This is a genomic window from Alphaproteobacteria bacterium (assembly GCA_019635875.1).
Taxonomy (GTDB): domain Bacteria; phylum Pseudomonadota; class Alphaproteobacteria; order Reyranellales; family Reyranellaceae; genus JAFAZJ01.
Genome location: JAHBYP010000007.1, coordinates 39,033 through 62,548, shown reverse-complemented (window position 1 = coordinate 62,548; position 23,516 = coordinate 39,033). Strand labels below are relative to the sequence as shown.

General features: G+C 68.9%; 23 protein-coding genes. 17 read left to right on the top strand and 6 right to left on the bottom strand.

Annotation, left to right across the window (positions count from 1 at the left end):
• Positions 1–66 precede the first annotated feature (66 nt).
• The 3 genes from KF889_22880 to KF889_22870 form a co-directional block, all read right to left on the bottom strand.
• Positions 67–1,293, bottom strand: coding sequence for an acyl-CoA dehydrogenase family protein (locus KF889_22880; GenBank protein ID MBX3502296.1), 1,227 nt, complete (start codon positions 1,291–1,293; stop codon positions 67–69).
• Positions 1,294–1,452: 159 nt separating this feature from the next.
• Positions 1,453–2,577, bottom strand: a complete 1,125-nt coding sequence (locus KF889_22875) for an acyl-CoA/acyl-ACP dehydrogenase (protein MBX3502295.1) — start codon at positions 2,575–2,577, stop codon at positions 1,453–1,455.
• A gap of 77 nt (positions 2,578–2,654) precedes the next feature.
• The gene (locus KF889_22870) at positions 2,655–3,554 is read right to left on the bottom strand and encodes an SDR family NAD(P)-dependent oxidoreductase (protein ID MBX3502294.1); all 900 of its coding nucleotides are present in this window, start codon (positions 3,552–3,554) and stop codon (positions 2,655–2,657) included.
• Between the two features lie 128 nt (positions 3,555–3,682).
• Between KF889_22870 and KF889_22865 the strand changes: the two genes are divergently transcribed.
• The gene (locus KF889_22865) at positions 3,683–4,513 is read left to right on the top strand and encodes an AraC family transcriptional regulator (GenBank protein MBX3502293.1); all 831 of its coding nucleotides are present in this window, start codon (positions 3,683–3,685) and stop codon (positions 4,511–4,513) included.
• Between the two features lie 199 nt (positions 4,514–4,712).
• Here the strand turns inward: KF889_22865 and KF889_22860 are convergent, their stop codons facing one another.
• Complete coding sequence (locus KF889_22860; protein ID MBX3502292.1) at positions 4,713–6,938, bottom strand: CoA transferase; 2,226 nt, start codon at positions 6,936–6,938, stop codon at positions 4,713–4,715.
• 140 nt (positions 6,939–7,078) lie between these two features.
• On the opposite strand from KF889_22860, the gene KF889_22855 reads away from it, so the two are divergent.
• From KF889_22855 to KF889_22830, 6 genes are all read left to right on the top strand, one after another.
• The gene (locus KF889_22855; GenBank protein ID MBX3502291.1) at positions 7,079–7,672 is read left to right on the top strand and encodes a GNAT family N-acetyltransferase; all 594 of its coding nucleotides are present in this window, start codon (positions 7,079–7,081) and stop codon (positions 7,670–7,672) included.
• A 106-nt stretch (positions 7,673–7,778) separates the two neighbouring features.
• Positions 7,779–8,573 carry an enoyl-CoA hydratase/isomerase family protein gene (locus tag KF889_22850; GenBank protein MBX3502290.1) on the top strand — a complete coding sequence of 265 codons (795 nt, stop codon included), beginning with the start codon at positions 7,779–7,781 and terminating at the stop codon, positions 8,571–8,573.
• Positions 8,574–8,657: 84 nt separating this feature from the next.
• On the top strand, positions 8,658–9,449 hold the full coding sequence (locus KF889_22845; GenBank protein MBX3502289.1) for a glucose 1-dehydrogenase: 792 nt from the start codon (positions 8,658–8,660) through the stop codon (positions 9,447–9,449).
• A gap of 12 nt (positions 9,450–9,461) precedes the next feature.
• Positions 9,462–9,806: a DOPA 4,5-dioxygenase family protein gene (locus tag KF889_22840; GenBank protein MBX3502288.1), complete on the top strand. Its 345-nt coding sequence runs from the start codon at positions 9,462–9,464 to the stop codon at positions 9,804–9,806.
• A 54-nt stretch (positions 9,807–9,860) separates the two neighbouring features.
• The gene (locus tag KF889_22835; GenBank protein ID MBX3502287.1) at positions 9,861–10,340 is read left to right on the top strand and encodes a CinA family protein; all 480 of its coding nucleotides are present in this window, start codon (positions 9,861–9,863) and stop codon (positions 10,338–10,340) included.
• A gap of 171 nt (positions 10,341–10,511) precedes the next feature.
• Positions 10,512–10,673: a Flp family type IVb pilin gene (locus KF889_22830; protein MBX3502286.1), complete on the top strand. Its 162-nt coding sequence runs from the start codon at positions 10,512–10,514 to the stop codon at positions 10,671–10,673.
• Between the two features lie 102 nt (positions 10,674–10,775).
• Here KF889_22830 and KF889_22825 read toward each other — a convergent pair whose 3' ends face one another.
• Positions 10,776–11,957, bottom strand: a complete 1,182-nt coding sequence (locus tag KF889_22825) for an alpha-hydroxy-acid oxidizing protein (protein MBX3502285.1) — start codon at positions 11,955–11,957, stop codon at positions 10,776–10,778.
• Positions 11,958–12,075: 118 nt separating this feature from the next.
• On the opposite strand from KF889_22825, the gene KF889_22820 reads away from it, so the two are divergent.
• Positions 12,076–12,762, top strand: coding sequence for a GntR family transcriptional regulator (locus tag KF889_22820; protein ID MBX3502284.1), 687 nt, complete (start codon positions 12,076–12,078; stop codon positions 12,760–12,762).
• On the opposite strand, the gene atzF is transcribed toward KF889_22820, so the two are convergent.
• On the bottom strand, positions 12,735–14,573 hold the full coding sequence (gene atzF / locus KF889_22815) for an allophanate hydrolase (GenBank protein MBX3502283.1): 1,839 nt from the start codon (positions 14,571–14,573) through the stop codon (positions 12,735–12,737). The two genes, KF889_22820 and atzF, sit on opposite strands and share 28 nt — an antisense overlap.
• 211 nt (positions 14,574–14,784) lie before the next feature.
• On the opposite strand from atzF, the gene KF889_22810 reads away from it, so the two are divergent.
• The 9 genes from KF889_22810 (at position 14,785) to KF889_22770 (ending at position 23,513) form a co-directional block, all read left to right on the top strand.
• Positions 14,785–16,386, top strand: coding sequence for an ABC transporter substrate-binding protein (locus KF889_22810; protein ID MBX3502282.1), 1,602 nt, complete (start codon positions 14,785–14,787; stop codon positions 16,384–16,386).
• Positions 16,387–16,398: 12 nt separating this feature from the next.
• Positions 16,399–17,412 carry an ABC transporter permease gene (locus KF889_22805; protein ID MBX3502281.1) on the top strand — a complete coding sequence of 338 codons (1,014 nt, stop codon included), beginning with the start codon at positions 16,399–16,401 and terminating at the stop codon, positions 17,410–17,412.
• A gap of 154 nt (positions 17,413–17,566) precedes the next feature.
• Entirely contained in the window at positions 17,567–18,412 is an 846-nt protein-coding gene (locus KF889_22800) for an ABC transporter permease (GenBank protein MBX3502280.1), read from the top strand.
• 10 nt (positions 18,413–18,422) lie between these two features.
• Positions 18,423–19,391, top strand: coding sequence for an ABC transporter ATP-binding protein (locus KF889_22795; GenBank protein MBX3502279.1), 969 nt, complete (start codon positions 18,423–18,425; stop codon positions 19,389–19,391).
• The gene (locus KF889_22790) at positions 19,388–20,413 is read left to right on the top strand and encodes an ABC transporter ATP-binding protein (GenBank protein MBX3502278.1); all 1,026 of its coding nucleotides are present in this window, start codon (positions 19,388–19,390) and stop codon (positions 20,411–20,413) included. The genes KF889_22795 and KF889_22790 overlap by 4 nt, the downstream gene beginning before the upstream one ends.
• A gap of 2 nt (positions 20,414–20,415) precedes the next feature.
• A complete protein-coding gene (locus KF889_22785; GenBank protein MBX3502277.1) occupies positions 20,416–20,601 on the top strand; it encodes a DUF4089 domain-containing protein in 186 nt (61 codons plus the stop codon).
• Positions 20,598–21,995 carry an AtzE family amidohydrolase gene (locus tag KF889_22780; protein MBX3502276.1) on the top strand — a complete coding sequence of 466 codons (1,398 nt, stop codon included), beginning with the start codon at positions 20,598–20,600 and terminating at the stop codon, positions 21,993–21,995. The genes KF889_22785 and KF889_22780 overlap by 4 nt, the downstream gene beginning before the upstream one ends.
• 124 nt (positions 21,996–22,119) lie before the next feature.
• Positions 22,120–22,524, top strand: a complete 405-nt coding sequence (hpxZ, locus tag KF889_22775) for an oxalurate catabolism protein HpxZ (protein MBX3502275.1) — start codon at positions 22,120–22,122, stop codon at positions 22,522–22,524.
• 11 nt (positions 22,525–22,535) lie between these two features.
• Positions 22,536–23,513 carry a hydroxyacid dehydrogenase gene (locus KF889_22770; GenBank protein ID MBX3502274.1) on the top strand — a complete coding sequence of 326 codons (978 nt, stop codon included), beginning with the start codon at positions 22,536–22,538 and terminating at the stop codon, positions 23,511–23,513.
• Positions 23,514–23,516 lie beyond the last annotated feature (3 nt).

Here is a 23,516-nt window from a genome sequence, read left to right as displayed (position 1 = left end):
GCCTTCGCGGGGAGAAGGAAAGAAAGCCATATGCGATAGCCCCACCCCTACGGGGGAAGGCAATGATTATTTCGTCTTGCCGAGCTGGTTGAACGGCACGTCCTTGTCGACGCGCACGTCCTGCGGCAGGCCGAGCACGCGCTCGGCCACGATATTGCGCAGGATCTCGTCGGTGCCGCCGGCGATGCGGAAGCCGGCGCCGCCGATCCATTGCGCCTGGAAGCCGCCGGAGCCCGGCACGTCGGACGTCATGATGCCGGCCGGCCCCATCAGCTCCATCGCCATGGCGCCGAGATCCTGCATCTTGGGCGCGGCGATCACCTTGATGATCGACGATTCCGGCCCCGGCGTCTGGCCTTTCGACAGCGCCGTCAGCGTGCGGTAGCGCGTGTATTTCAGGCCCTGGGCCTGCACGTACCAGTCGGCGATCTTCGCGCGCACATGGCCGTTGCGGATCGCCGGACCGTCCTCGAGCTCGGTGCCGCGCGCCAGCTCGAGCAGCTCATCGACGTCGAGCCCGCCCGAGGGCATGCCGACGGCGAGACGCTCGTTCATCAGCGTGGTCAGCGCCGCCTTCCAGCCCTCGCCGACCTTGCCCAGGCGCTGCGCATCGGGCACGCGCACGTTGGTGAAGAACACCTCGTTGAAGTTCGCGCCGCCGGAGATCTGCTTGATCGGCCGCGCCTCGACGCCCGGGCTCTTCATGTTCAGGAAGAACATGGTCAGGCCCTGGTGCTTCGGGACGTTGGGATCGGTGCGGGTGATGATGATGCCCCAGTCGCTGTAATGCGCGCCCGAGGTCCAGACCTTCTGTCCGTTGATGATCCAGTCGTTGCCGTCGCGCTCCGCCCGGGTACGGATGCCGGCGACGTCGGAGCCGGCGGCCGGCTCGGAGAAGAGCTGGCACCAGACCTCCTCGCCGTAGAGCGCCGGCTTGACGTGGCGCTTGAGCTGCTCCTTCGTCGCATAGGCCATCATCGTGGGAATGCACATGCCCAGGCCGATGTCGAAGAAGCCCAGCGGTACGAGGAAGTTCGATTCCTCCTGCTGGTAGATCACCTGCTGGATCGGCGTGCCGCCCTGCCCGCCATACTCCTTCGGCCAAGTGATGCGCGCATAGCCGGCGGCGGCCTTCTTGGCCTGCCACTCCTTGGCCGACTTCAGCAGCGCCGTATCGTCGCTGCGCGCGCGATAGGCCTGCTTGTCGTCGCTCTTGCGCCTGGCGTTGGCCTCGAGCCACTTGCGCACCTCGGCGCGGAAGGCGGCTTCCTCGGGGGCGTCGTTGAAGTCCATGTGTCGCTCCCTTGTCTTCTACCTTCCCCCGGAGGGGGAAGGTGGCGCGTAGCGCCGGATGGGGGATGTCTCAACGACATCGGTGTTCGTCATCGGCATCCCCCATCCGCCCTTCGGGCACCTTCCCCCTCCGGGGGAAGGTAGGGGACGCGCGTCACATCACGCGGCGTTCTTGCGCTCCAGCCGCGTGACCAGCTTGTCCTTCCATGCCAGCGGCCCGCCCAGCGCCAGCGACAGCAGGCGCGAGCGGCGATAGTGGAACTGCGTGTCGGCCTCCCAGGTGAAGCCGATGCCGCCATGCGTCTGGATGTTCTCCTTGGCGGCGAAGTCGTAGGCCTCGGTGGCGGCGATGCGCGCGGCGGCGGCGGCGATCGGCAGGTCGGCGCCGCCCTCCGACAGCATCATCGCGCCGTAATAGGCGTTCGACCGCGCCAGCTCGAGCTTGACGTACATGTCGGCGAGCTTGTGCTTGATCGCCTGGTAGGAACCGATCTGCCGGCCGAAGGCCTGGCGCTGCAGCGCGTAGTCGCGCGCCATCCACATCGCGGCTTCCGCGCCGCCGATCTGCTCGAAGGCCATCGGCACGGCGGCGGCGTCGTACAACGTCTCGAGCTGGCTCCAGCCGGCGCCCTCGGCACCCAGCAATTCGCCCGACGCGCCGTTGAAGGTGATGTGCGCGTGCTTGCGCGCCGGATCGACGGTCTGCACCGTCACGCGCGTCACGCCCGACGCCGTGAGGTCGACGATCGCCATGGAGAGAGCGCGATCGCCGGCGCCGCCGGTGTTGACCAGCACGATGGCGAAGGTCGCCGCGGTGCCGTCGGCCACCGGCAGCTTCTGGCCCGTCACCTTGCCGCCGCCGAAGCTGGTACGCACGTTGCGCGGCGTCGGCGCCTGCGGGCCTTCGCCGGTCGCGATGGTGCCGATCGCCTCGCCGCCGGCCAGCTTCGGCAGCCAGGCCTTCTTCTGCGCCTCGCTGCCGAACAGCTTCAGCGCCTCGGTGGCGAGATAGACCGACGAGGCGAAGGGCACCGCGGCGCAGGCGCGTCCCAGCTCCTCGGCGACGACGCAGAGCTCCAGCGCGCCCATGCCCGAGCCACCGTACTCCTCAGGGATGGTCGCGGCGGTGACGCCGAGCTCGACCAGGCCCTTCCAGACCTCCCCGGCATAGGCCTCGTCGCTCTCCAGCACGCGGCGCGTCGTCTTGTACGGACTCTTGTCCGCCAGGAACTTGCGCACCTGCTCCTGCAGCATCTTCTGGTCGTCGGAGAAATCGAAGTTCATGGGAACACCCACCCTGTCATTCCGAGCGCAGCGAGGAATCTGGATCCCTCGCTTACGCTCGGGATGACACTCGAGACTTAATCCAGATCCATGCCGTCCATGCCGGCGTTCTTGCGCGCCTTGGCGACCATGTCCTTGACGATCGGGCCGAGCGTCGTCGGATCGGCCACCTGGGCGATGGTCGGGCCCTTGTGCCAGCCCTCGGCGACGGCGATCTGGCCGCCGCCGGCCTGAAAGACGCGGCCGGTGATGTCGCCGGACTCCTCGCTCGCCAGCCACACCGCGATCGGCGCCACCCATTTCGGGTCACGCCTCTCCAGATCCTCGGGTGAGTACTGCCGCAGGTCGGCGGTCATGCGGGTGTAGGCCGAAGGCGAGATCGAGTTCGAGGTCACGCCGTAGCGTCGCATCTCGCGCGCGGCGATCACGGTGAAGGCGGCGATGGCGGCCTTGGCGGCGCCGTAATTGGTCTGGCCGACATTGCCGTAGATGCCCGAAACCGAGGTCGTGGTGATCAGCCTTCCGTTTACAGGCTGGCCGGTCTCCTTGAACTTGTCGCGCCAATAGGCGCAGGCGTGCCGCGCCGGCGCGAAGGTGCCCTTGAGGTGCACCTTGATCACCGCGTCCCACTCTTCCTCGGTCATGTTGGTCAGCATGCGGTCGCGCAGGATGCCGGCGTTGGAGAGCACGATGTCGAGCTTGCCGAAGGTCGAGATCGCCTGGTCGACCATGCGCTTGGCGCCGTTCCAGTCAGAGACGTCGTCGCCGTTGACCGCGGCCTCGCCACCCATGGCCTTGATCTCCTCGACGACCTTCTGCGCCGGCGTCAGGTCGGCGCCCTTGCCGTCGCGCTCGCCGCCGAGATCGTTGACCACGACCTTGGCGCCATGCTTCGCCAGCAACAGCGCGTGCTCGCGCCCGACGCCGCGCGCCGCACCGGTGACCAGCGCCACGCGCCCCTCGCACAACCTCGCCATGGGTCCCCTCCATTGATTGGTGGACCACAGACTGGCGCGGACGGGCGGGGCCTTTCAACCGCCACTTTCCGGCCTGCGAACGCAAGACCGATCAAGCGCGCGCTTGCGGCCCGGCCTATACCAGCGCCATGGATCCCGTCGACAAGGCCCTGTGGTTCATCGAGAGCCACTTCGCTGAGGAGCTGACGCTCGACGACATCGCCGCGATCGCCGGCGTGTCGCGCTTCCAGCTCGTGCGCGCCTTCGGGTACGCCACGGGGACCTCGGTGATGCGCTATGTCCGCGGCCGGCGCCTGAGTCATGCCGCGCGCGCCTTGGCCGGCGGCGCGCCGGACATCCTCATGGTGGCGCTCGACGCCGGCTACGGCTCGCACGAAGCCTTCACCCGCGCCTTCCGCGACCAGTTCGGCACCACGCCCGAGGCGGTGCGAACCAAGGGCAGCCTGTGCAGCATCAAGCCGATGGAGGCCATCCGCATGACCGAGACCGCCACCGCCACGCTCGCGCCGCCGCGCTTCGAGACTACGCCGGCCCTGCTGATCGCCGGCCGCGGCGACCGCTTCAGCCACGACAGCTCCGGCGGCATCCCGGGGCTGTGGCAGCGCTTCAACGCCGAGGTCGACCTCATGCCGGGCAAGATCGGCGACGTCGCCTATGGCGTGTGCTGCAACACCGACGATGCCGGCAATTTCGACTACATCGCCGGGGTGCAGGTGCGCGACTTCTCGGAGGTGCCGAAAGAGTACATGCGCGTTCGTATCCCGCCGCAGCGCTACGCCGTATTCGCCCACCGCGAGCACATCTCGACCATCCGCAGCACGGTGACGACGATCTGGAGCAAGTGGCTGCCCGCCTCCGGCTTCCAGGCCGCCGACGCGCCGTTCTTCGAGCGCTACGGTCCCGAGTTCGACAGCCGCACGGGGCTGGGCGGCTTCGAGATCTGGCTGGCGATCAAGTAGGTCCTCCTTCTCCCCGCGAAGGCGGGGAGAAGGTGCCGAGCGTCAGCGAGGCGGATGAGGGGCTTCCGCGTGCAACGACCGCCAGTGTCGCCATTGACCCGCCGCGAAGCCCCTCATCCGCCCTTCGGGCACCTTCTCCCCGCCTTCGCAGGGAGAAGGAAGACGGCTGCAAGCCATTGGGTGATGGCGCGGATGTCCTCTACGGCGCCACCGCGCGCGTGCCGATCACGCCCTCGGCAACCAGCTGGTCGAGCTCGCCGCGCGTCAGGCCGAGATCGCCGCCCAGCACGGCGTCGTTGTGCTCGCCCAATGTCGGCGCCGGCGCCCGCATCGGCGGCGACGTGCCATCGAGGCGATACGGCGCCAGCGGCACCACATGGCTGCCGATGAAGCGCCGATCGGCGCGGCGCCAGAAGCCCGAGGTCACGAGCTGCGGATCGCTCAGCAGATCCTGCGCCGCGTGAACCGGACCCGATGGAACGCCGGCCGCCTGGAATGCCGCGACGATCGAGTCGCGCGCTTTGCCGGCAGACCACGCGCGCACCGCCTCCACCATCGCGGGCTGATCCAGGGTGGCGGCTGCACCGACAGTGCGCGCGACGGCGTTCCACTGCACCTCCGTCTCGGCCGATACCGCCCACCATGCACCGGCCTCGCCGCCGACCATGCGCAGCTTCGACAGCGGATGACGGCTGCCATCGCGCGCCAGCGGCACCTCCTGCGTCGACTGCGCGACGATGGCGTCGGCGCCGAGCTGGAACAGGCACTCGACCTGGCCGAGATCGATCACCGTGCTGGCGCGGCCGTGCTTGCGGCCATGGAGCGCGATCAGGCAGGCGATGGCGCCGAAAATGCCGCCGATCGGATCGCCATAGGCGACATGCTGCATGGTCGGCGGATCGTCGGCCTCGCCATTGGCGAAGGGCAGGCCCGAGGCCTGCTCGACCGTCGAGCCATAGGCGCGGAAGGCGCTCCATGGCCCGCTGGCGCCGAAGGCGCCCATCGAGATGCCGATCAGGCCGGGCACGGCTTCTGTCATCGCTTTCGGACCGATGCCCAGCCGGTCGAGCACGCCCGGCGCGTAGTTCTCGATCATCACGTCGGCGCGCGCCGCCAGCCGGCGCACCAGCGCGACGCCGCTCCCAGCCTTCAGGTCGAGCGTCACGCCGCGCTTGTTGCGATTGACCATCAGGAAGGAATGGCGCGTCTCGTAGGGCGGCGGGTCCCCGTCGATGATGCCATCGAAGCCGCGCCACCAGTCGTAATGCGCGCACGACTCGACCTTGACGACATCGGCGCCGAGATCGGCGAAGTGCCGCGCCGCCAGCGGGCCGGCCCAGCCCATGGTCAGATCGAGGACGCGGATGCCCTCGAGCGGCAGCGTCGGCGTGCTCGTGCGTCGCTCCGGCGTTGAAGGGTCGGCCGCGCCTGTCTCGATATGGAAAGGCATGCTCGGTCCGAAGGCGTGGACACCGGGCACCGGCACGAAGCTGGCGCGGCCCTGCCAGTGCAACGTGCGCGGCAGATCGGCGAGGTTCGGCACAGGCGCCAGGGGAATGCGCCGGCGCTGACCCTCCTCCAGCAGCCATTTGGCCGATTTCGCGCGCAGCGCCGGCACCAGGATGGGGTCGAGCTCGTCGGCGCGCTCAAGGCGCAGCAGCGAGATCGCGTTGCGCCTGTCCTGCGCCAGCTCCGGGTGGTCGATCATGTCGCAGAACGACGCCCATTGCGGCGGCGTCAGCGCGGTGACGCCGATCCAGCCGTCGCTTGCCCGGTAGATGCCGCCGGGAAAGGTCGGCGTGAAGCGGTTGACGCCGCGGCGCACCACCTTGTCGCCGGTCAGCGCCAGCGTCGACGCACCACCCTCGGAGAAGCACAGATTGGCGGTGAGGATGTCGACGTCGACAAGCCTTCCCGTCCATCCGTTGTCGCGGCCGATGATCGCGCCCAGCGCGGCGATGAAGGCGGTGGCGCCGGCCACCACCTGCGGCGCGTGCCCACGCGGCAGCATCGGCCGGCCGTCCTTCGGGCCGGTGGCATAGGCCACGCCGCTCATCGCCTGGATCACCGCGTCGCTGCCGACCCGGTTGCGATAGGGACCATCCGGGGCGAACCAGGTGAGACCGACGCGGATCGTGTCGGCGGCACGCGCCGCATCGGCTGCCGCGATCTCGGCGATGCTCTGGCCGGCGATGATCAGGTCGAGCTTGCCGGCCGAAACGATGCTGTCGACGCGCCGCTTGCCGTGGTCGAGCCAGACGGCGTACGCCTCGCTCGCCCTGCCGCCGTAGCCGACGCCGGTCTGATCGGGTGCGCCGAGCTGCAGCACCGTCGCTCCGTGCCTGGCGAACAGCCGGCCGCAATAGCGCGCGGCCACGCCACCGGGCATCTCCAGCACGCGCAGACCGGTAAGCGGCGCAACCATCGGCTCAGCTCCAGTGGATCGCCGCAGGATTTGCTCGACGCGGCCTTGAGGCCACGCCGCAGTTGCAGCCTCCGCTCGACTCCCCTTGCATGCGCCACCCCCGGGGCCATCTTGAAGACGACCGCAACCCCAGGGAAGCCATGACAGATCATGCCATCAAGTCCGCTACACCGCAGGACGAGGCGGCCGTCGCCGACGTCCTGACGCTGGCCTTCTGCACCGATCCCGCCGCGCGCTGGAGCTGGTCGGATCCCCGACGCTATCTCGCGAGCTTCCCGCGCTTTGTCCGCGCCTTCGGCGGGCAGGCATTCCCGCGTGGCACGGCTCATGTCATCGAGGGCTGCAAGGGCGCGGCACTCTGGCTGCCGCCCGGCGCCGAACCCGATGAGGCGGCCATGGGCGCGCTGATGCAGGAGACCGTCGACCAGCACGCGCTCAGCGACGCCGGCGCGTTGATCGAACGGATGGCCAGCTACCATCCGACGGAACCACATTGGTATCTGCCGTTGATCGGTATCGACCCCGCTTGTCAGGGCAAGGGGTTGGGCAGCGCGCTCATGCGACATGCGCTGGCGGAATGCGATCGAGAGGGCAGCCTCGCCTATCTCGAATCGAGCAATCCGGCCAACGTGCCGCTGTATCGGCGTCACGGCTTCGAATTGCTCGGAACGATCCAGGTCGGCGGCTCACCCGAGATCTTCCCCATGCTGCGCCGGCCGCGCCGCAGAGGCTGATGCAGGCTTGCCGCACAGCGGCATTGCGGTGCGGGCGCTTGCGACTCCCGCGCCGGGGCAGGCTAGGATGCGCCCGAACGCCAGATCATCCAGCGGGAGGGAACTCATGAGCGCGGAACCCGTGGCATCAGGTGCGGCCAAGCAGGACATCGGCATCAGCAGCGAAGGCCATGTCGGCATCGTCGAGATCCAGCGTCCGCCGCACAATTATTTCGACAACGCGCTGATCAACCAGATCGCCGACGCCTACGAGGCGTTCGACCGCGACGACAACATCCGCGCCATCGTGCTGTGCGCGCAGGGCAAGTCGTTCTGCGCCGGCGCCGATTTCGCCAACCGCCCGGCGACCGGCGCGGCCGAGTCCGGCAAGCACCTCTACAAGGAGGCCACGCGCATCTTCCGGGCCCAGAAGCCGCAGGTCGCCGCCGTGCAGGGCGCCGCGATCGGCGGCGGGCTCGGCCTGGCACTGTCGGCCGATTTCCGCGTCACCTGCGAGGAGGCGCGCTTCTCCGCCAACTTCACGCGGCTGGGTTTCCACCCCGGCTTCAGCCTGACCTTCACCCTGCCGCGCCTGGTCGGCCAGCAGAAGGCCAATCTGCTCTTCTATACGGGCCGTCGTGTCACCGGCAGCGAAGCCGTCGCGATGGGCATGGCCGACGTCCTGGTGCCGTTGGCCGACGTGCGCAAGGGCGCGATGGCGCTGGCCAGGGAGATCGCCGAGTCGGCGCCGCTGGCGGTGCTGTCGACGCGCGAGACCATGCGGCGCGGCTTCGCCGACGAGGCCGAGCGCGCCACCGAGCGCGAGCTGGTCGAGCAGGACTGGACGCGCAAGACCGCCGACTTCAAGGAAGGCGTGAAGTCCTGGGCCGAGCGGCGGCCGGGCAATTTCCAGAAGCGGTAATTCTGTCATCCCGAGCGTAGCGAGGGATCCAGGGCATCCTGGATCCCTCGCCTTCGCTCGGGATGACGCGTTCGGGGAGACATCATCATGGGTCAGGTTGACGGCAAGGTCGCCCTTGTCACGGGCGGCGCGTCGGGTATCGGCGAGGCGTGTGCGCTCACCCTGGCGCGCGAGGGCGCGCGCGTGGTCATCACCGATATCGACGATGCGCGCGGCAAGGCGCTGGCGGCGAAGATCGGCGGCGGCGCGCTCTACCTCGACCAGGACGTGGTCTCGGAGCCGCGCTGGATCGAGGTCGTGGCCGAGATCGAGAAGCAATGCGGCAAGCTCGACGTGCTGGTGTCCAACGCCGGCATCGGCATCGCCACGCCGATCCTCGACATGACGCTGGAGGACTGGCAGCGCCAGCAGGCGATCAACCTCGACGGCGTGTTCCTGTCGGTGAAGCATTCGGTGCCGCTGATGCGCAGGGGCGGCGGCGGCTCGATCGTGCTGATGTCGTCGGTCGCCGGCCTGCGCGGCGCGCCGGGGCTGGCGGCCTATGCCGCGACCAAGGGCGGCGTGCGGCTGTTCGGCAAGTCGGTGGCGCTGGAGCTGACCAACGAGAAGATCCGCGTCAACACCATGCATCCCGGCATCATCGCCACGCCGATCTGGGGCAAGATCCCGACGGGTGCGCGCGGCATGGGCCACAACGCGCCGGTCGATCCCTACGAGCGCGCCAGGCTCGCGGTTCCCCTGGGCTTCGCTGGTGAGGCGCAGGATATCGCCAACGGCGTTTTGTGGCTGGCCTCCGACGCTTCGCGCTATGTTACCGGCATGGAGATGGTGATCGATGGCGGCATGATGGCCGGGAACCCCTGGCGCCGCCTGTAAGGAGAGCACGTCATGGCGGCCGAGGTCGGCGACATCAAGGACTGGCACGCCCATGTCTATTTCGACGCCGACAGCAAGGACGCGGCGCTGAAGCTGCGCGCCACCATCGTCGCGCGCTTCGTCGCCGAGATGGGCCGCGTGCATAGCAGGCCGATCGGCCCGCATCCGCGCTGGAGCTACCAGGTCGCCTTCCCGCCCGCGATGTTCGCCGAGTTCGTGCCGTGGCTGGCGCTGAACCGCGGCGATCTGGTGGTGCTGGTGCATCCCAACACCGGCCACGACCTCACCGACCACCGCGACCGCGCCCTGTGGCTGGGCGAGAAGGTCGACCTCGAGCTGTCCATCCTGAAGGACTGACGCGACGCGTCATCCTTCGCGGCGCACGCGATGACGCGAACGGGAGACTTCACCATGCAGGACCTGCTGCCCATCGCGGCGCGCATCGGCGAGCGGCTCAAGGCGCGCGGCGAGACGATATCGGTCGCCGAGTCCTCGATCGGCGGTCTCGTCTCCGCCGCCCTGCTCGCGGTGCCCGGCGCTTCGGCCTACTACGTCGGCGGCGCGGTGATCTACACCCGCGCCGCCGGCGACGCGTTGCTGATGATCCCGCCCGAAGCCCGCGTCGGTCTGCGCGCGTCGACCGAGCCCTATGCCATGCTGATGGCGCGCACCATCCGTCAGCGGCTGGGCACCACCTGGGGCATCTCCGAGACCGGCGCCAGCGGCCCCACCGGCAATCGCTATGGCGATGCCGCCGGCCACGCCTGCGTCGGCATCAGCGGGCCTGCGGAGCGCAGCATCACCATCGAAACCGGCAAGACGGACCGCGTCGACAACATGCGCCGGTTCGCGCTGGAGGCATTGACCCTGCTCGATGAAGCCCTGCGCTAGGCGGTCAACCTCCGATCTGACCTTAAGTGGTGACAGGACAACGAGAATCCCGATTCTCCAAAGAATCGGCAGGACTTAAAACAATTCCCTTGCGTTCACGATCAAATCACGATAAAAGATGGATCGTTAACGTTTAATTATTAATACACATTGATATGGGGGATTTCCGCTATGCGTTTTCTTCAGAACCTTCTGCGTGACGAGTCCGGCGCCACCGCCATCGAGTACGGTCTGATCGCCGCCCTGATCTCGGTCGCCGCCATCACCGCGTTCAGCACGGTGGGCACCAAGCTCAGCGGCATGATGATGAACACCTCCAACAGCCTGCAGTAGTCGGACGCGGAACACCGCTCCGGAGAGTCTGGGGATCTCAACAGCGTCAGCAAAGAGGCCGGCACCACGCGATGGTGCCGGCCTCTTGTCGTTCCGGGCCCGCTACACCCGCGCGTTGCGCCGCCGATCCTCGTCCCACATCAGGTAGTGCGGCCCCAGCGCGGCGAGATCGGGCGCGCCGATCTGGGCCATCACCAGGTCGACCTCGCGGCGGAAGATGCCCAGCGCCTTGGTGGCGCCGGCCAGGCCGCCGGCGGCGGCACCGTAGAGCGTCGGGCGACCCATGAAGATGAACTTCGCGCCCAGGCACAAGGCGGTGATCACGTCGGCGCCGCGGCGCACGCCGCCGTCGAGCATCAACGTCATCTTGTCGCCGACCGCCTCGACCACCGCCGGCAGCACGTCGAGCGGCGAGGGCGCGCGGTCGAGCTGCCGGGCGCCGTGGTTGGACACCATGATGCCGTCGACGCCGATCGACTGGGCGCGCAGCGCGTCGTCGGGATGCATGATGCCCTTGATGACGAACTTGCCGGGCCACAGGCGGCGGAAATTCTCGACGTCCTTCCAGGTCACCGAGGTCGGCGTCTGGGTGGCAACGAAGGCGGCGACGTCGTCGGCGCTGGCGCCCTTGGGCGCGTAGGGCTGCCAGTTGGAGAACATCGGCGTACCGGTGCGCAAGTACTCCATCATCCAGCCGGGATGGCGCAGCGCCTCGAACTTCACCGCCCAGGTCATGCGCAAGGGACGCGAGAAGCCGTTGCGCACGTTGCGCTCGCGGTTCGAGCCGACCGGCACGTCGACGGTCATCGCCAAGGTCTTCAGACCGGCGTCCTTCACCCGGCGGATCATGTCCTCGGAGATGCCGCGGTCCTTGGCCGTGTAGAGCTGGTACCAGCCGTGGTCCGGCGCCAGCTTGCCGAGATCCTCGATCGAGGCGGTGCTGGCGCCCGACATGATGAACGGCACGTTGGCGTCGCGCGCCGCCTGGGCCAGCATCAGATCGGCGCCGGGGCGGAACAGGCCGGCCAGCCCGGTGGGGGCAATCCCGAAGGGGCTCGAATAGCTGCGCCCGAACAGCACCGCGCTCTGGTCACGCTTGCTGACGTCGACCATGTAGCGCGGCACCAGCTCGCGGCGGCGGAAGGCGTTCTCGCAGCCGTCAAGGCCGTGCTCGTCCTCGACGCCGCCCTCGATGAAGTCGAAGGCGATCCTGGGCAGCCGTCGCTTGGCCGCCTTGCGCAGATCCTCGATGTTGACCACGCCGTCCACACGTCTCTCCCGCATGTCTTGTCGCGCCATTCTTGCCCGGACCGGCGGCCCATCCAAGGTCCGGCAGCGCATGGGAGCCAACGGCCCGCGTCTTGCGTATGATCGTCCCGGGACGGAAACACCACGGGGTTCGATGTCGATCGCCAGTCCGATCGTGCCGATTGCCGATGTCGAGGCCGCCACGCGCGCCGAGAGCATCCGTCGGAGCCTGGCCGACGAGATCATCACCGGCCGCCTGGCGCCCGGCACGCGGCTGGACGAGGTCGGCACGGCCGAGCGCTTCGCCGTGTCGCGCACCCCGGTGCGCGAGGCGCTGAACCAGCTGGTCGGCATCGGCCTGGCCCAGCGCCAGGGCCGCGGCCTGGTGGTCGCCCAGCTGGCGCCGGCCATGGTCACGGAAGCCTTCGAGCTGATGGCCGACCTGGAGGCGCTGTGCGCCCACTACGCGGCGCAGCGCATGACGCCGGTCGAGCGGCGCCTGCTGGCGCAGATCCACGAGCGCGCGGGCGAGGCAATGCGGCACGGCGTGCGCGAGGACTACGATGCGCTGAACACCGAATTCCATGCCGCGATCTACCGCGGCAGCCACAATCGCCCGCTCGAGGACGCCGCGCACGCCGCGCGACGGCGCGTCGCGCCCTATCGCACCGGGCAGTTCAACGTTTCGGGCCGGCTGGCGAGGTCCTTCGGCGAGCACGCGCTGGTGGTCGAGGCGATCCAGCGCGGCGAGGCGGCCCGGGCCGCCGCCCATGTGCGCGCCCATGTCCACACGGTGAGCGACGCGTCGCTGACCTATGTCGCGGCGGCGCGCGCGAGGTAGCCGCGCCAGCCGCCGCAGGAGGAGATGTCCTCGGCGCCCTCGACGGCCGCCGCTTCGCAGAGGAAGCCCTTCACCTTGCGACCGTCGGCGAGCGTGATGTCGCCCAGCCCCAGCGGCGAGGGAACGCGGGCCAGCAGCGCGCCGACCGCTTCCGTCGGCAGGCGCCAAATCTCGCCGTCGATCGCCACGCCTTCCGTGGCGACCCGGACCAACCCCGGTCGCGCCACGCCCGCTCCGGGCAGGCGGTAGAAGCGATAGGTCGGCGCCGTCGCGCAGGCCGACTCGAAGCGCGCGCCCAATGCCTTAAGCTCGCGATTGAGCGGCAGGTCGCGCATGTGCGCGCCGACCACGACGATCGGCATGTCGGGATAGTCCGGCGCGGCGCCCGCCACTTCCGCCGGCGGCAGCGCGACGCCGGTCGCGCCCATCGTGCCACCGACATCGCGATGGAAGGCCTCGCCGAGCGCCGCCAGGCGACCCTCGCGGAAAGCCGGCGCGATCAGCGTCAGCCCGGCGGGCAGTCCATCGGCACGCAAGCCGGCCGGCACGGCGATGGCCGAGAGGTCGAGCTGGTTCACGAAATTGGTGTAATGGCCGAGATTGCTGTTGAGCCGCACCGGATCGGCGAGCACCTCCTCGACACGGTAGATCGTGCCCGAGGTCGGCACCGCCAGCACGTCGCAGTCGGCGAAGATCGCTTCGGCGTGGCGGCGCAAGGCGCGCAGCCGGTCGCGCGCGCGATAGACGTCGACGGCGGTGGCCGTGCGGCCGCTGTCGATGATGGCGCGCGTCACCGGGTGCATGTCCGCACCGCGCTCGGCGATGAAGGCGTCGATCGCCGTGGTGCGCTCGGCGGCGCCGGCCGGGCTGTAGAGCACGGCGGCGGCTTCGGCGAGCGGCGCATAGTCGACCTCGACCAGGGTCGCGCCGAGGTGCCGCAGGCGGTCGAGCGATCGCGCATAGATCGAAGCGGCCTGCGCATCGCCGAAGAACGCGCGTTGGTCGGGCCGTGGCACGGCGCAACGGAACCGCGCCGGCGGCGCGGTGAGATCGGCGACGAAGCCGGCCGGCGCGGCACGCGAATAGATGTCGGCCGCATCGAAGCCCATCGCCGCGCGCAGCACGGCGAGGCTGTCGCCGACGCCGAGCGCGAAGATCGAGACCACGTCGAGCGCGCGACAGGCCGGCACCACGCCCGAGGTCGAGAGCAGGCCGATGCTGGGTTTCAGCCCGACGATGTTGTTGAAGCCCGCCGGCACGCGGCCCGAGCCAGCGGTGTCGGTGCCCAGCGCGAAGCTCACCAGTCCCGAGGACACGGCGACCGCCGAGCCCGAGCTCGAGCCGCCGGGCAGATAGGCGGCATCGAACGGATTGCGCGCCACGCCATAGGGCGAGCGCACGCCGACAAGACCCGTGGCGAACTGATCGAGGTTGGTCTTGCCGACGACGATCGCGCCCGCTGCCGTGAGCCGATCGACGACGGTTGCCGACTTCCCGGGTGTGTAGGCGAAGGCCGGGCAGGCCGCCGTCGTCGGTAGCCCCGCAACGTCGATATTGTCCTTCACCGCGAAGGGCACGCCGAACAGTGGCAGGCGATCGAGGACCGTCGGGTCGTCAGCCCATGCCCGGTCGAGCCCGACGGCCTGCGAGCGCAATGCGTCGTCGGGGAAGCGGCTGATCCACACCGCGTCATCGCCGGCGGCGGCGATGCGCGCCAGCACCGTTTCGATGACAGCCGACGGCCTGCGGCGGCCCGCGCAGTAGTCCTGACGCAGGCGCTGGATATCCAGACTGTCAGATGCCGACGCCATCACGCCTCCCCCTCGCATGATCCCCTTCTAATCAAGGCCTGTGCCACGCGTAGAACGCCGGATCAGTTCCAGCTTGCCTAATTAGTAGGCATGAAGCGACTTATTGTATGCAAAGTGGCTCCCCCCTCGTCAGACAACCCCGTGAATCCATGGGAAAGCCGCTGGCACACCCCTTGCTGCCTGTGCGTCGGGGCAGACGGGGAGATCCATCATGAAGCGCCGCACCTTTCTCGCATCTTCGAGCGCCTTGGCCACGTCAATGGCGGCGCCGGCGGTGTTCTCGCCGCTGAAGGCGCAGTCCCGGCAGGAGACGCTGCTGATCGTCGCCGAGAACACGCCCAACATGATGGACATCCACGGCGTGGGCGCCAACCGGCCGTCCTACGAGGTGTCGTGGAACACGCATGACCGGCTGATGACCTATGGCGTGAAGAAGGATTCCAGCGGTCACGACCACTACGACTATTCCAAGCTCGAGCCCGAACTGGCGACCGACTTCAACGTCACCGCGACCTCGGCGACCTTCAAGCTGCGCAAGGATGCCAAGTTCCACGACGGCACGCCGATCACGGCGAAGGACGTGAAGTGGTCGTTCGACCGCGCCGTCAAGGTGGGCGGCTTCCCGACCTTCCAGATGCGGGCGGGCTCGCTGGAGAAGCCCGAGCAGTTCGTCGCCGTCGACGATCACACTTTCCGCGTCGATTTCCTGCGCGCCGACAAGCTCACCATGCCCGACCTCGCCGTGCCGGTGCCAGTCGTCATGCATTCCGAGCTCTGCAAGAAGCACGCGACCGCCACGGACCCCTGGGCGATGGAGTGGACCAAGAACAACCTCGCCGGCGGCGGCGCCTACAAGGTCGAGCGCTGGCAGCCCGGCCAGGAGGTCGTCTACGCGCGCAACGAGGACTGGAAGAACGGCACGCTGCCCAAGATCCGCCGCGTGATCCTGCGCATCATTCCCAGCGCCGGCAACCGGCGCGCGCTTTTGGAGCGCGGCGACGCCGACATCTCATTCGATCTCGGCTCGAAGGATTTCGCCGAGCTCAAGGCCTCGCCCAAGCTCAGCATCGTCGGCACGCCGGTCGAGAACGCCATGCAGTACATCGGCATGAACGTGAAGCAGAAGCCGTTCGACAACGTCAAGGTGCGCCAGGCGGTGGCCTATGCCATCCCCTACCAGAAGATCCACGAGGCCGTGATGTACGGCCAGTCGATCCCGCTCTACGGCGGCGCCGACAACAAGGCCAAGGGCACGAGCTGGCCGCAGAAGCACGGCTACACAACGGACATCGCCAAGGCCAAGGCGCTGCTGGCCGAGGCCGGCCATGCCAACGGCTTCGAGACGACGCTGAGCTTCGACCTCGGTCTCGCCGGCATCAACGAACCGCTCAGCGTGCTGGTGCAGGAGGCCCTCGGCCAGATCGGCATCAAGGCGACGATCAACAAGATCCCCGGCGCCAACTGGCGTGCGGAGCTCTTGAAGAAGCAGATGCCGATGATCACCAACACCTTCGGCGGCTGGCTGAACTACGCCGAGTACTTCTTCTTCTGGTGCTATCACGGCCAGAACGCCGTCTTCAACACCATGAGCTACCAGAACCCCGCCATGGACGCGCTGATCGACAAGGCGCGTTTCAGCACGGGACCGGAATACGAGGCGGCGGTAAAGGGCTTCGTCGACACGGCGTTCGAGGACGTGCCGCGCATCCCGCTGTTCCAGCCGCTGCTCAACGTGGCGATGCAGAAGAACGTCACCGGCTACCGCTACTGGTTCCATCGCCAGCTCGACTACCGCCAGCTCGTCAAGGGCTGAGGTACATCGGCGATGCTCGGCCAGATCCTGTCGCGCCTGGCGACGGCCGTGCCGAGCGTCATCGGCGTGGTGATCGTCACCTTCATGCTCACCCGCCTGCTGCCGGGCGATCCGGCAGCGTATTTCGCCGGGCTCGCCGCCACGCCGCAGGCGATCGCCGAGATCCGCGCCAAGCTCGGGCTCGACAAATCGCTGCCCGAGCAGTTCGTCGTCTATGTCGGCGACCTGCTGAGCGGCAATCTCGGCACCTCGCTGTCGACCGGCCAACCCGTCGTCAGCGAGATCGCCACCCGCCTGCCCGCCTCGGCCGAGCTGACGCTGGTGGCGCTTTTCGTCTCAGCGGGGATCGCCATCCCGCTGGGTGTGCTGGCGGCGGTGAAGCAGGGCTCGTGGATCGACCATCTCTGCCGAATCGTCACCACCGCCGGCGTGTCCTTGCCGGTGTTCTTCACCGGCCTGCTCTTCGCCTATGTCTTCTATTACCTGCTGCAGATCGCGCCGGCGCCCACCGGCCGGCTCGACATCTTCGTCTCGCCGCCGACGCACATCACCGGTTTCTACCTGATCGACAGCCTGCTGACCGGCAACGGCGAGGCCTTCTGGGGCAGCCTGCGGCAGCTGGCGCTGCCCGCCTCGGCGATGGCGATCTTCTCGCTGGCGCCGCTGGCCCGCATGACGCGCGGCTCGATGCTGTCGGTGCTGGGCAGCGACTTCATCCGCACCGCGCGCGCCAGCGGCCTGGCGCCGCGCACCGTGATCTTCACCTACGCCTTCCGCAACGCCGTGCTGCCGGTGATCACCACGCTTGGCATGGTGTTCTCCTTCCTGCTGGGCGCCAACGTGCTGGTCGAGACGGTGTTCGCCTGGCCGGGCATCGGCCTGTATGCCGTCAACGCACTGATCACCTCGGACTACGCACCGGTGCAGGGCTTCGTGCTGACCATGGCGGTGCTCTACATCGCCCTGAATCTGGTGATCGACATCCTCTACGGCTTGGTCGATCCGCGCGTGAGGCTCGACGCGTGAGGGAGGCCACGCACCTTTACCTTCCCCCGAAGGGGGAAGGTGCCCGAAGGGCGGAAGGGGGATGTCGAAGACGGACTCTTGCGTTCGTCTTCGACATCCCCCTTCCGTCGTGCTGCGCGCGCCACCTTCCCCCTCCGGGGGAAGGGAGTTAGCCATGCTCCCCCTGCTGCGCCACGCCCGCTACGTGCTGTCGGAGAATCCGGTTACGGCCTTCGCCTTCGGCCTGTTCGCCCTGTTCCTGCTGGCGGCGATCTTCGGACCCGTGATCGCGCCCCATGATCCGCTGGCGACCAACACCAGCCTCGCCCTGAAGCCGCCCTCGGCGGCGCACTGGTTCGGCACCGACCAGCTCGGCCGCGACATCTTCAGCCGCGTGCTGGTGGCGACACGGCTCGATCTCACCATCGCCTTCGCCTCGGTGATCCTGGCCTTCCTGCTCGGCGCGGTCTCCGGCGTCGCCGCCGGCTATTTCGGGGGATGGCCGGACAGGATCGTCGGCCGGCTCGCCGACACCATCATGGCCTTCCCGCTCTTCGTGCTCGCCATGGGTATCGTCGCGGCGCTCGGCAACAAGGTCACCAACATCATCATCGCCACGGCGATCATCAACTTCCCGCTCTATGTCCGCGTGGCGCGCGCCGAGGCCAATATCCGCCGCGAGGCCGGCTTCGTCGAAGCCGCGCGACTATCGGGCAACGGCGAGGCGCGCGTGCTGTTCGGCCACATCCTGCCCAACATCATGCCGATCATGATGGTGCAGATGTCGCTGACCATGGGCTACGCCATCCTCAATGCCGCGGGCCTGTCGTTCATCGGCCTGGGCGTGCGCCCGCCGGCCCCGGAATGGGGCATCATGGTCGCCGAGGGCGCCAACTTCATCCAGTCGGGCGAATGGTGGATCGCGCTGTTTCCCGGCGCGACGCTGATGCTGGCGGTGTTCTGCTTCAACCTGCTGGGCGACGGGCTGCGCGACATCATCGACCCGAGGAAGCGCACATGAGGAAGCGCACATGAGCGCCGCGCCCGCGCTCGCCGTCGAGGATCTCAGCGTCGAGTTCCGTACCCGCTCCGGCGTGGTCAAGGTGCTCGACCAGGTCGGCTTCAGCATCGCCAAGGGCGAGACGGTGGCGCTGGTCGGTGAAAGCGGCTCGGGCAAGTCGGTCACCGCCTTCGCCGTCATGGGCATCCTCGATCCCGCCGGCCGCGTCACGTCAGGGACGGCGATGTTCGGCGGCTCCGATCTGCTGAGCCTGCCCGAGCGTGAGCTGGCCGAGCTGCGCGGTCGCGAGCTGTCGATGATCTTCCAGAACCCGCGCACGGCGCTCAATCCGATCCGCCGCGTCGGCGAGCAGATCGCCGACGTGCTGGTGCGCCACGGCGGCGCCACGCGCGCGCAGGCGCCGAAGCTGGCGATCGAGATGCTGAAGAAGGTGCGCATCCCCGACCCGGAACGCCGCGCCAAGGCCTATCCCTTCGAGCTCTCCGGCGGCATGTGCCAGCGCGTCATGATCGCCATCGCCATCGCCTGCCGGCCCAGCCTGCTGATCGCCGACGAGCCCACGACCGGTCTCGACGTCACGACCCAGGCGGTGATCATGGACCTGATCGCCGAGCTGGCACGGGAGACCGGCACCGCGACGATCTTCATCACCCACGACCTGACGCTCGCGGCGGAGTACTGCGACCGCATCGTCGTCATGCATGCCGGCCACATCGTCGAGAGCGCGCGCAGCGCCACGCTGTTCAACGCCGCGCGCCATCCCTATTCCGCCCGGCTGCTGGCGGCGACGCCCGGCGAGAGCGGTGCGCTGGCCTCGCTTGCCTCGATTCCCGGCTCGCTGCCCGACCTTCGCCGCGCCGACCTGCCGAGCTGCCGCTACAGCGAGCGTTGCGAGCGCCGCCTCGAGGCCTGTGCCGGGCCGCTGCCGCGCACCGCGCTGGCCGAGACGCACATCGTGGCCTGCCGGAATCCGCTATGAGCGCGCCACTGCTCGACATCGCCGAGCTGCACAAGCACTTCGAGGTCGGCGGCAAGCGCGGCGCCTGGCAGCGCCTGCGCGAGCGGCTGCGGGGCGAAGCGGCGCCGTCGCCGACGCTACGCGCGGTCGACGATGTCAGCCTCGCCATCGGCCGCGGCGAGACCGTCGGCCTGGTGGGCGAATCGGGCTGCGGCAAGTCGACTCTGGTGCGGCTGATCAACCGCCTGCTCGATCCCACCGACGGCATGATCCGCCTGGGCGCCACCGAGCTGTCGCTGTTCCGCGCCCGCGACTTCGCCGCCAACGAGAACCGCGCGCGCATCCAGATGGTGTTCCAGGATGCCGGCGATTCGCTGAACCCGCGCTACACCGCCTTCGACGCGATCGCCGATCCGCTGCGCCGCCTGAAGCGCACCAGCGGCGAAGCGTTGACCGACCGGGTCAACGACCTCGCCGACATGACCGGCCTGCCGCGCGAGTTGCTGAGCCGCTTCCCACACCAGCTCTCCGGCGGCCAGAAGGCGCGCGTCGGCATCGCCCGCGCCATCGCCGTCGAGCCCGAGCTGCTGATCCTCGACGAGCCCACGGCGGCACTCGACGTCTCGGTGCAGGTCGTGATCCTGCAGCTGCTGCAGGACCTCAAGGCGCGGCTGGGCATGAGCTATCTCTTCGTCAGCCACGACCTCAACGTCGTGCGCCTGCTGTGCGATCGCGTGCTGGTGATGTATCTCGGCAAGATCGTCGAAGCCGGTCCGGCGGCCGAGGTCTTCGCCAGGCCGCTGCATCCCTACACGCGCGCATTGATCTCGGCGATCCCGCAGGCCGATCCGGCGCGGCGCGCCGGCCGCCTGCGCCTGTCGGGCGAGCCGCGCAGCCCGATCGACCCGGATCCCAATGTGTGCCGCTTCTACGGCCGCTGCCCGGTGGGCACCCGCGACTGCGCCGAATCGATGCCCGCCTTGCGCCGCGTGAGCCCGGTGCGCGACGTTGCCTGCCACTTCGCCCAATCAGGGGAGGATTGAGCATGCAGCCCGAGGACGATACCGGCACCTATGTCGACGCCATGGCAAGGATCATCGGCCTGCCGATCGATCCGGCCTTGCGCGACAAGGTGATCGCCAGTTTCGATATCGCGCGCACCATCGCCGGGCTGGCGCTCGCCGCGCCGCTGCCCGACGCCACCGAGAGCGCGCCCGTGTTCGAGCCATGAGCCTCGATCCGACCTCGGCGCAGGCGACGGCCAGCGACATCGCGCTGGCGGTCAGGGCGAAGCGCGTCACCGCGTCGGCCGTGACCGAAGCGGCGTTGGCGCGCATCGCCGCGCGCGACGGCGCCCTCAACGCCTTCACCATCGTGACGACGGAACGCGCGCGCAGGAAGGCGGCGGCGATCGACGCGATGATCGCGGCGGGCGGCGATCCCGGCCCGCTCGCCGGCACACCCTTCGCGGTGAAGAACCTGTTCGACATCTCGGGCGTGCCGACCCTGGCCGGCGCGAAGATCAACGCCGACCTGCCGCCGGCGCCGCGCGACGCGGCCCTGATCGAGCGCATGGAGGAAGCCGGCGCCGTCCTGCTGGGCGGCCTGAACATGGGCGAATACGCCTACGACTTCACCGGCGAGAACAGCCACTACGGCCCTTCGCGCAATCCCCGCGATCCGTCGCGCATGACCGGCGGCTCGTCGGGCGGCTCGGGCGCCGCGGCGGCCGGCGGGCTGGTGCCGATCGCGCTGGGCTCCGACACCAACGGCTCGATCCGCGTGCCGTCGTCGCTCTGCGGCCTGTTCGGCCTGAAGCCGACCTATGGAAGGCTGAGCCGCGCGCGCAGCTTTCCCTTCGTCGACAGCCTCGACCATCTCGGCCCGCTGGCGCGTTCGGCGGCGGATCTCGCGCTGTCGTTCGACGCCATGCAGGGGGCCGACGAGGACGACCCGGTCTGCACCGGGCGACCGGCGATGGCGACCATGCCGCTGCTCGGGGAGGGCATCGGCGGTCTGCGTATCGCCGTCGCGGGCGACTACTTCGAGCGCCAGCTCGAGCCCGTGGCCGCCGAAGCCGTCGCCACCGTCGCGCGGGCTCTGGGCGCGACACGCAGGGTTGCGATCGTCGACGCCGCGCGCGCACGCGGCTGCGCCTACATCATCACCGCCTCCGAGGGCGCCGCGCTGCATCTCGACCGGCTGCGCGCCCAGCCGCAGGATTTCGACCCCGACACGCGCGAGCGCTTCATGGCCGGTGCGCTGATTCCGGCTGCCTGGTACATCAAGGCGCAACGCTTCCGCCGCGTCTTCCGCAGCCAGACGCTGAGGCTGTTCGACGAAGTCGACGTGATCCTCGCGCCGGCGACGCCGACCACCGCGCCGTCGCTCGGCCAGAAGACGATGAGCATCGCCGGAGTCGAGATGCCGGTGCGCGCCAATCTCGGCATCTTCACCCAGCCGATCTCGTTCATCGGTCTGCCCGTCGTGGCGGTGCCGGTGCAACGACCTGGGGGACTGCCGATCGCGGTGCAGGTGATCGCGCGGCCGTTCAACGAGCAGGCGGCGCTGCGTGTCGCCGCCTGGCTCGAGAGGGAAGGAATTTGCACCGCGCCGCCGGCGTGAATGCTGAACCCATCACTCTGTCATCCCGAGCGCAGCGAGGGATCCAGGATGGCGGCCCTGGATCCCTCGCTGCGCTCGGGATGACGGGGCAGCACTGCCGCATTCTGTGCTAAGGAAGACGCCGATGAGCCACGAGATCAACATCCCGGAGATCGTCCGGGAGGTCACCGATGCGTTCTATCGCTACGAGACGGCGCTCAACACCAACGATGTCGAGACGCTCGACGCGCTGTTCTGGAAGAGCCCGCACACGCTGCGCTACGGCATTGGCGAGCAGCTTTACGGCCATGACGAGATCGCCGCCTTCCGGTCCGGCCGCGACCCGGCCTTCGTGCTGAGCCGCGACCTTCTGAAGGTGTGGATCGTCACCTACGGTCGCGATTTCGGTACCGCCAATGTCGAGTTCCGGCGCCACGGCATGACGCGCACCGGCCGGCAGAGCCATACCTGGATGCGCACGCCCGAAGGCTGGCGCATCGTCACCGCGCATGTCTCCCTGCTCGGCGAAGCGACGCCGATGCGCCCGTGAAGTCGCCAACCGTGAAGCTGCTGCTGACGCATACACCGCAATCGCGCCGCCAATACTACGGCGCCAGGCCGCTCGAGCTGCTGCGCGGCCTGGTCGAGCTCAGCACGCATGAGGCAGACACGCCGCTCGATGCCGCAGGCCTGATCGCCGCGGCGCAGGACGTTGAGCTGGTCATCGTCGATCGCTCGACGCCGGTGCCGGCGGAGGTCTTTGCCGCCCTGCCGAAGCTACGCGCCGTGATGCGCACCGCCGTCGACATCCGCAACATCGACGTCGAGGCCGCCTCGAAGGCCGGCATCCTGGTGACGCGCGCCGAGCCGGGTTTCGTGAAATCCGTCGTCGAGCTGGCGTTGGGCTTCCTGGTCGATCTCTCGCGCGGCGTCTCGCGCGCCGCGGCCTCGTACCATGCCGGACAGAAGCCGGAGATCCGCGTCGGTCGCCAGCTCGCGGGCAGCACGGTGGGCATCATCGGCTATGGCCGCATCGCGCGTGATCTCGCGCCGCTGCTCACGGCCATCGGCATGACGGTGCTGGTGTCGGACCCCTACGCCCAGGTCGACGACCCGCGCTTCATCAAGCTGCCCATGGAGGAGCTGCTGGGCCGCGCCGACTATGTCGTCTGCCTCGCCATCGCCAACGAGGAGACCGAGAACCTGCTCGACGCGACCGCCTTCGCGCGCATGCGGCCGGAGGCCTTCTTCATCAACCTCTCGCGCGGCAATCTCGTCGACGAGGCCGCGCTGGCGGCGGCCCTGGCCGAGGGCCGCATCGCCGGTGCGGCGATGGATGTCGGCCGCGCACCCGACCAGATGCCCTCGCCCGAGCTGGCGCGCCTGCCCAACGTGATCGCCACGCCGCATATCGGCGGCCTGACGCCGCCCGCGAGCGAGAGCCAGGCGATGGACACGGTGGGCCAGGTGCGGGCGCTGCTGCGCGGCGAGATCCCGCCCGGCGCGGTCAACGCGTCGAGCTGGTCGCGCCGGCCATAGCGT

Bases quoted from the DNA above. Each gene is read 5' to 3' on its own strand.
- KF889_22880 (MBX3502296.1), bottom strand. From the start codon at position 1,293: ATGGACTTCAACGACGCCCCCGAGGAAGCCGCCTTCCGCGCCGAGGTG.
- KF889_22875 (MBX3502295.1), bottom strand. From the start codon at position 2,577: ATGAACTTCGATTTCTCCGACGACCAGAAGATGCTGCAGGAGCAGGTG.
- KF889_22870 (MBX3502294.1), bottom strand. From the start codon at position 3,554: ATGGCGAGGTTGTGCGAGGGGCGCGTGGCGCTGGTCACCGGTGCGGCG.
- KF889_22865 (MBX3502293.1), top strand. From the start codon at position 3,683: ATGGATCCCGTCGACAAGGCCCTGTGGTTCATCGAGAGCCACTTCGCT.
- KF889_22860 (MBX3502292.1), bottom strand. From the start codon at position 6,938: ATGGTTGCGCCGCTTACCGGTCTGCGCGTGCTGGAGATGCCCGGTGGC.
- KF889_22855 (MBX3502291.1), top strand. From the start codon at position 7,079: ATGACAGATCATGCCATCAAGTCCGCTACACCGCAGGACGAGGCGGCC.
- KF889_22850 (MBX3502290.1), top strand. From the start codon at position 7,779: ATGAGCGCGGAACCCGTGGCATCAGGTGCGGCCAAGCAGGACATCGGC.
- KF889_22840 (MBX3502288.1), top strand. From the start codon at position 9,462: ATGGCGGCCGAGGTCGGCGACATCAAGGACTGGCACGCCCATGTCTAT.
- KF889_22835 (MBX3502287.1), top strand. From the start codon at position 9,861: ATGCAGGACCTGCTGCCCATCGCGGCGCGCATCGGCGAGCGGCTCAAG.
- KF889_22830 (MBX3502286.1), top strand. From the start codon at position 10,512: ATGCGTTTTCTTCAGAACCTTCTGCGTGACGAGTCCGGCGCCACCGCC.
- KF889_22825 (MBX3502285.1), bottom strand. From the start codon at position 11,957: ATGCGGGAGAGACGTGTGGACGGCGTGGTCAACATCGAGGATCTGCGC.
- KF889_22820 (MBX3502284.1), top strand. From the start codon at position 12,076: ATGTCGATCGCCAGTCCGATCGTGCCGATTGCCGATGTCGAGGCCGCC.
- atzF (MBX3502283.1), bottom strand. From the start codon at position 14,573: ATGGCGTCGGCATCTGACAGTCTGGATATCCAGCGCCTGCGTCAGGAC.
- KF889_22810 (MBX3502282.1), top strand. From the start codon at position 14,785: ATGAAGCGCCGCACCTTTCTCGCATCTTCGAGCGCCTTGGCCACGTCA.
- KF889_22805 (MBX3502281.1), top strand. From the start codon at position 16,399: ATGCTCGGCCAGATCCTGTCGCGCCTGGCGACGGCCGTGCCGAGCGTC.
- KF889_22800 (MBX3502280.1), top strand. From the start codon at position 17,567: ATGCTCCCCCTGCTGCGCCACGCCCGCTACGTGCTGTCGGAGAATCCG.
- KF889_22795 (MBX3502279.1), top strand. From the start codon at position 18,423: ATGAGCGCCGCGCCCGCGCTCGCCGTCGAGGATCTCAGCGTCGAGTTC.
- KF889_22790 (MBX3502278.1), top strand. From the start codon at position 19,388: ATGAGCGCGCCACTGCTCGACATCGCCGAGCTGCACAAGCACTTCGAG.
- KF889_22785 (MBX3502277.1), top strand. From the start codon at position 20,416: ATGCAGCCCGAGGACGATACCGGCACCTATGTCGACGCCATGGCAAGG.
- KF889_22780 (MBX3502276.1), top strand. From the start codon at position 20,598: ATGAGCCTCGATCCGACCTCGGCGCAGGCGACGGCCAGCGACATCGCG.
- hpxZ (MBX3502275.1), top strand. From the start codon at position 22,120: ATGAGCCACGAGATCAACATCCCGGAGATCGTCCGGGAGGTCACCGAT.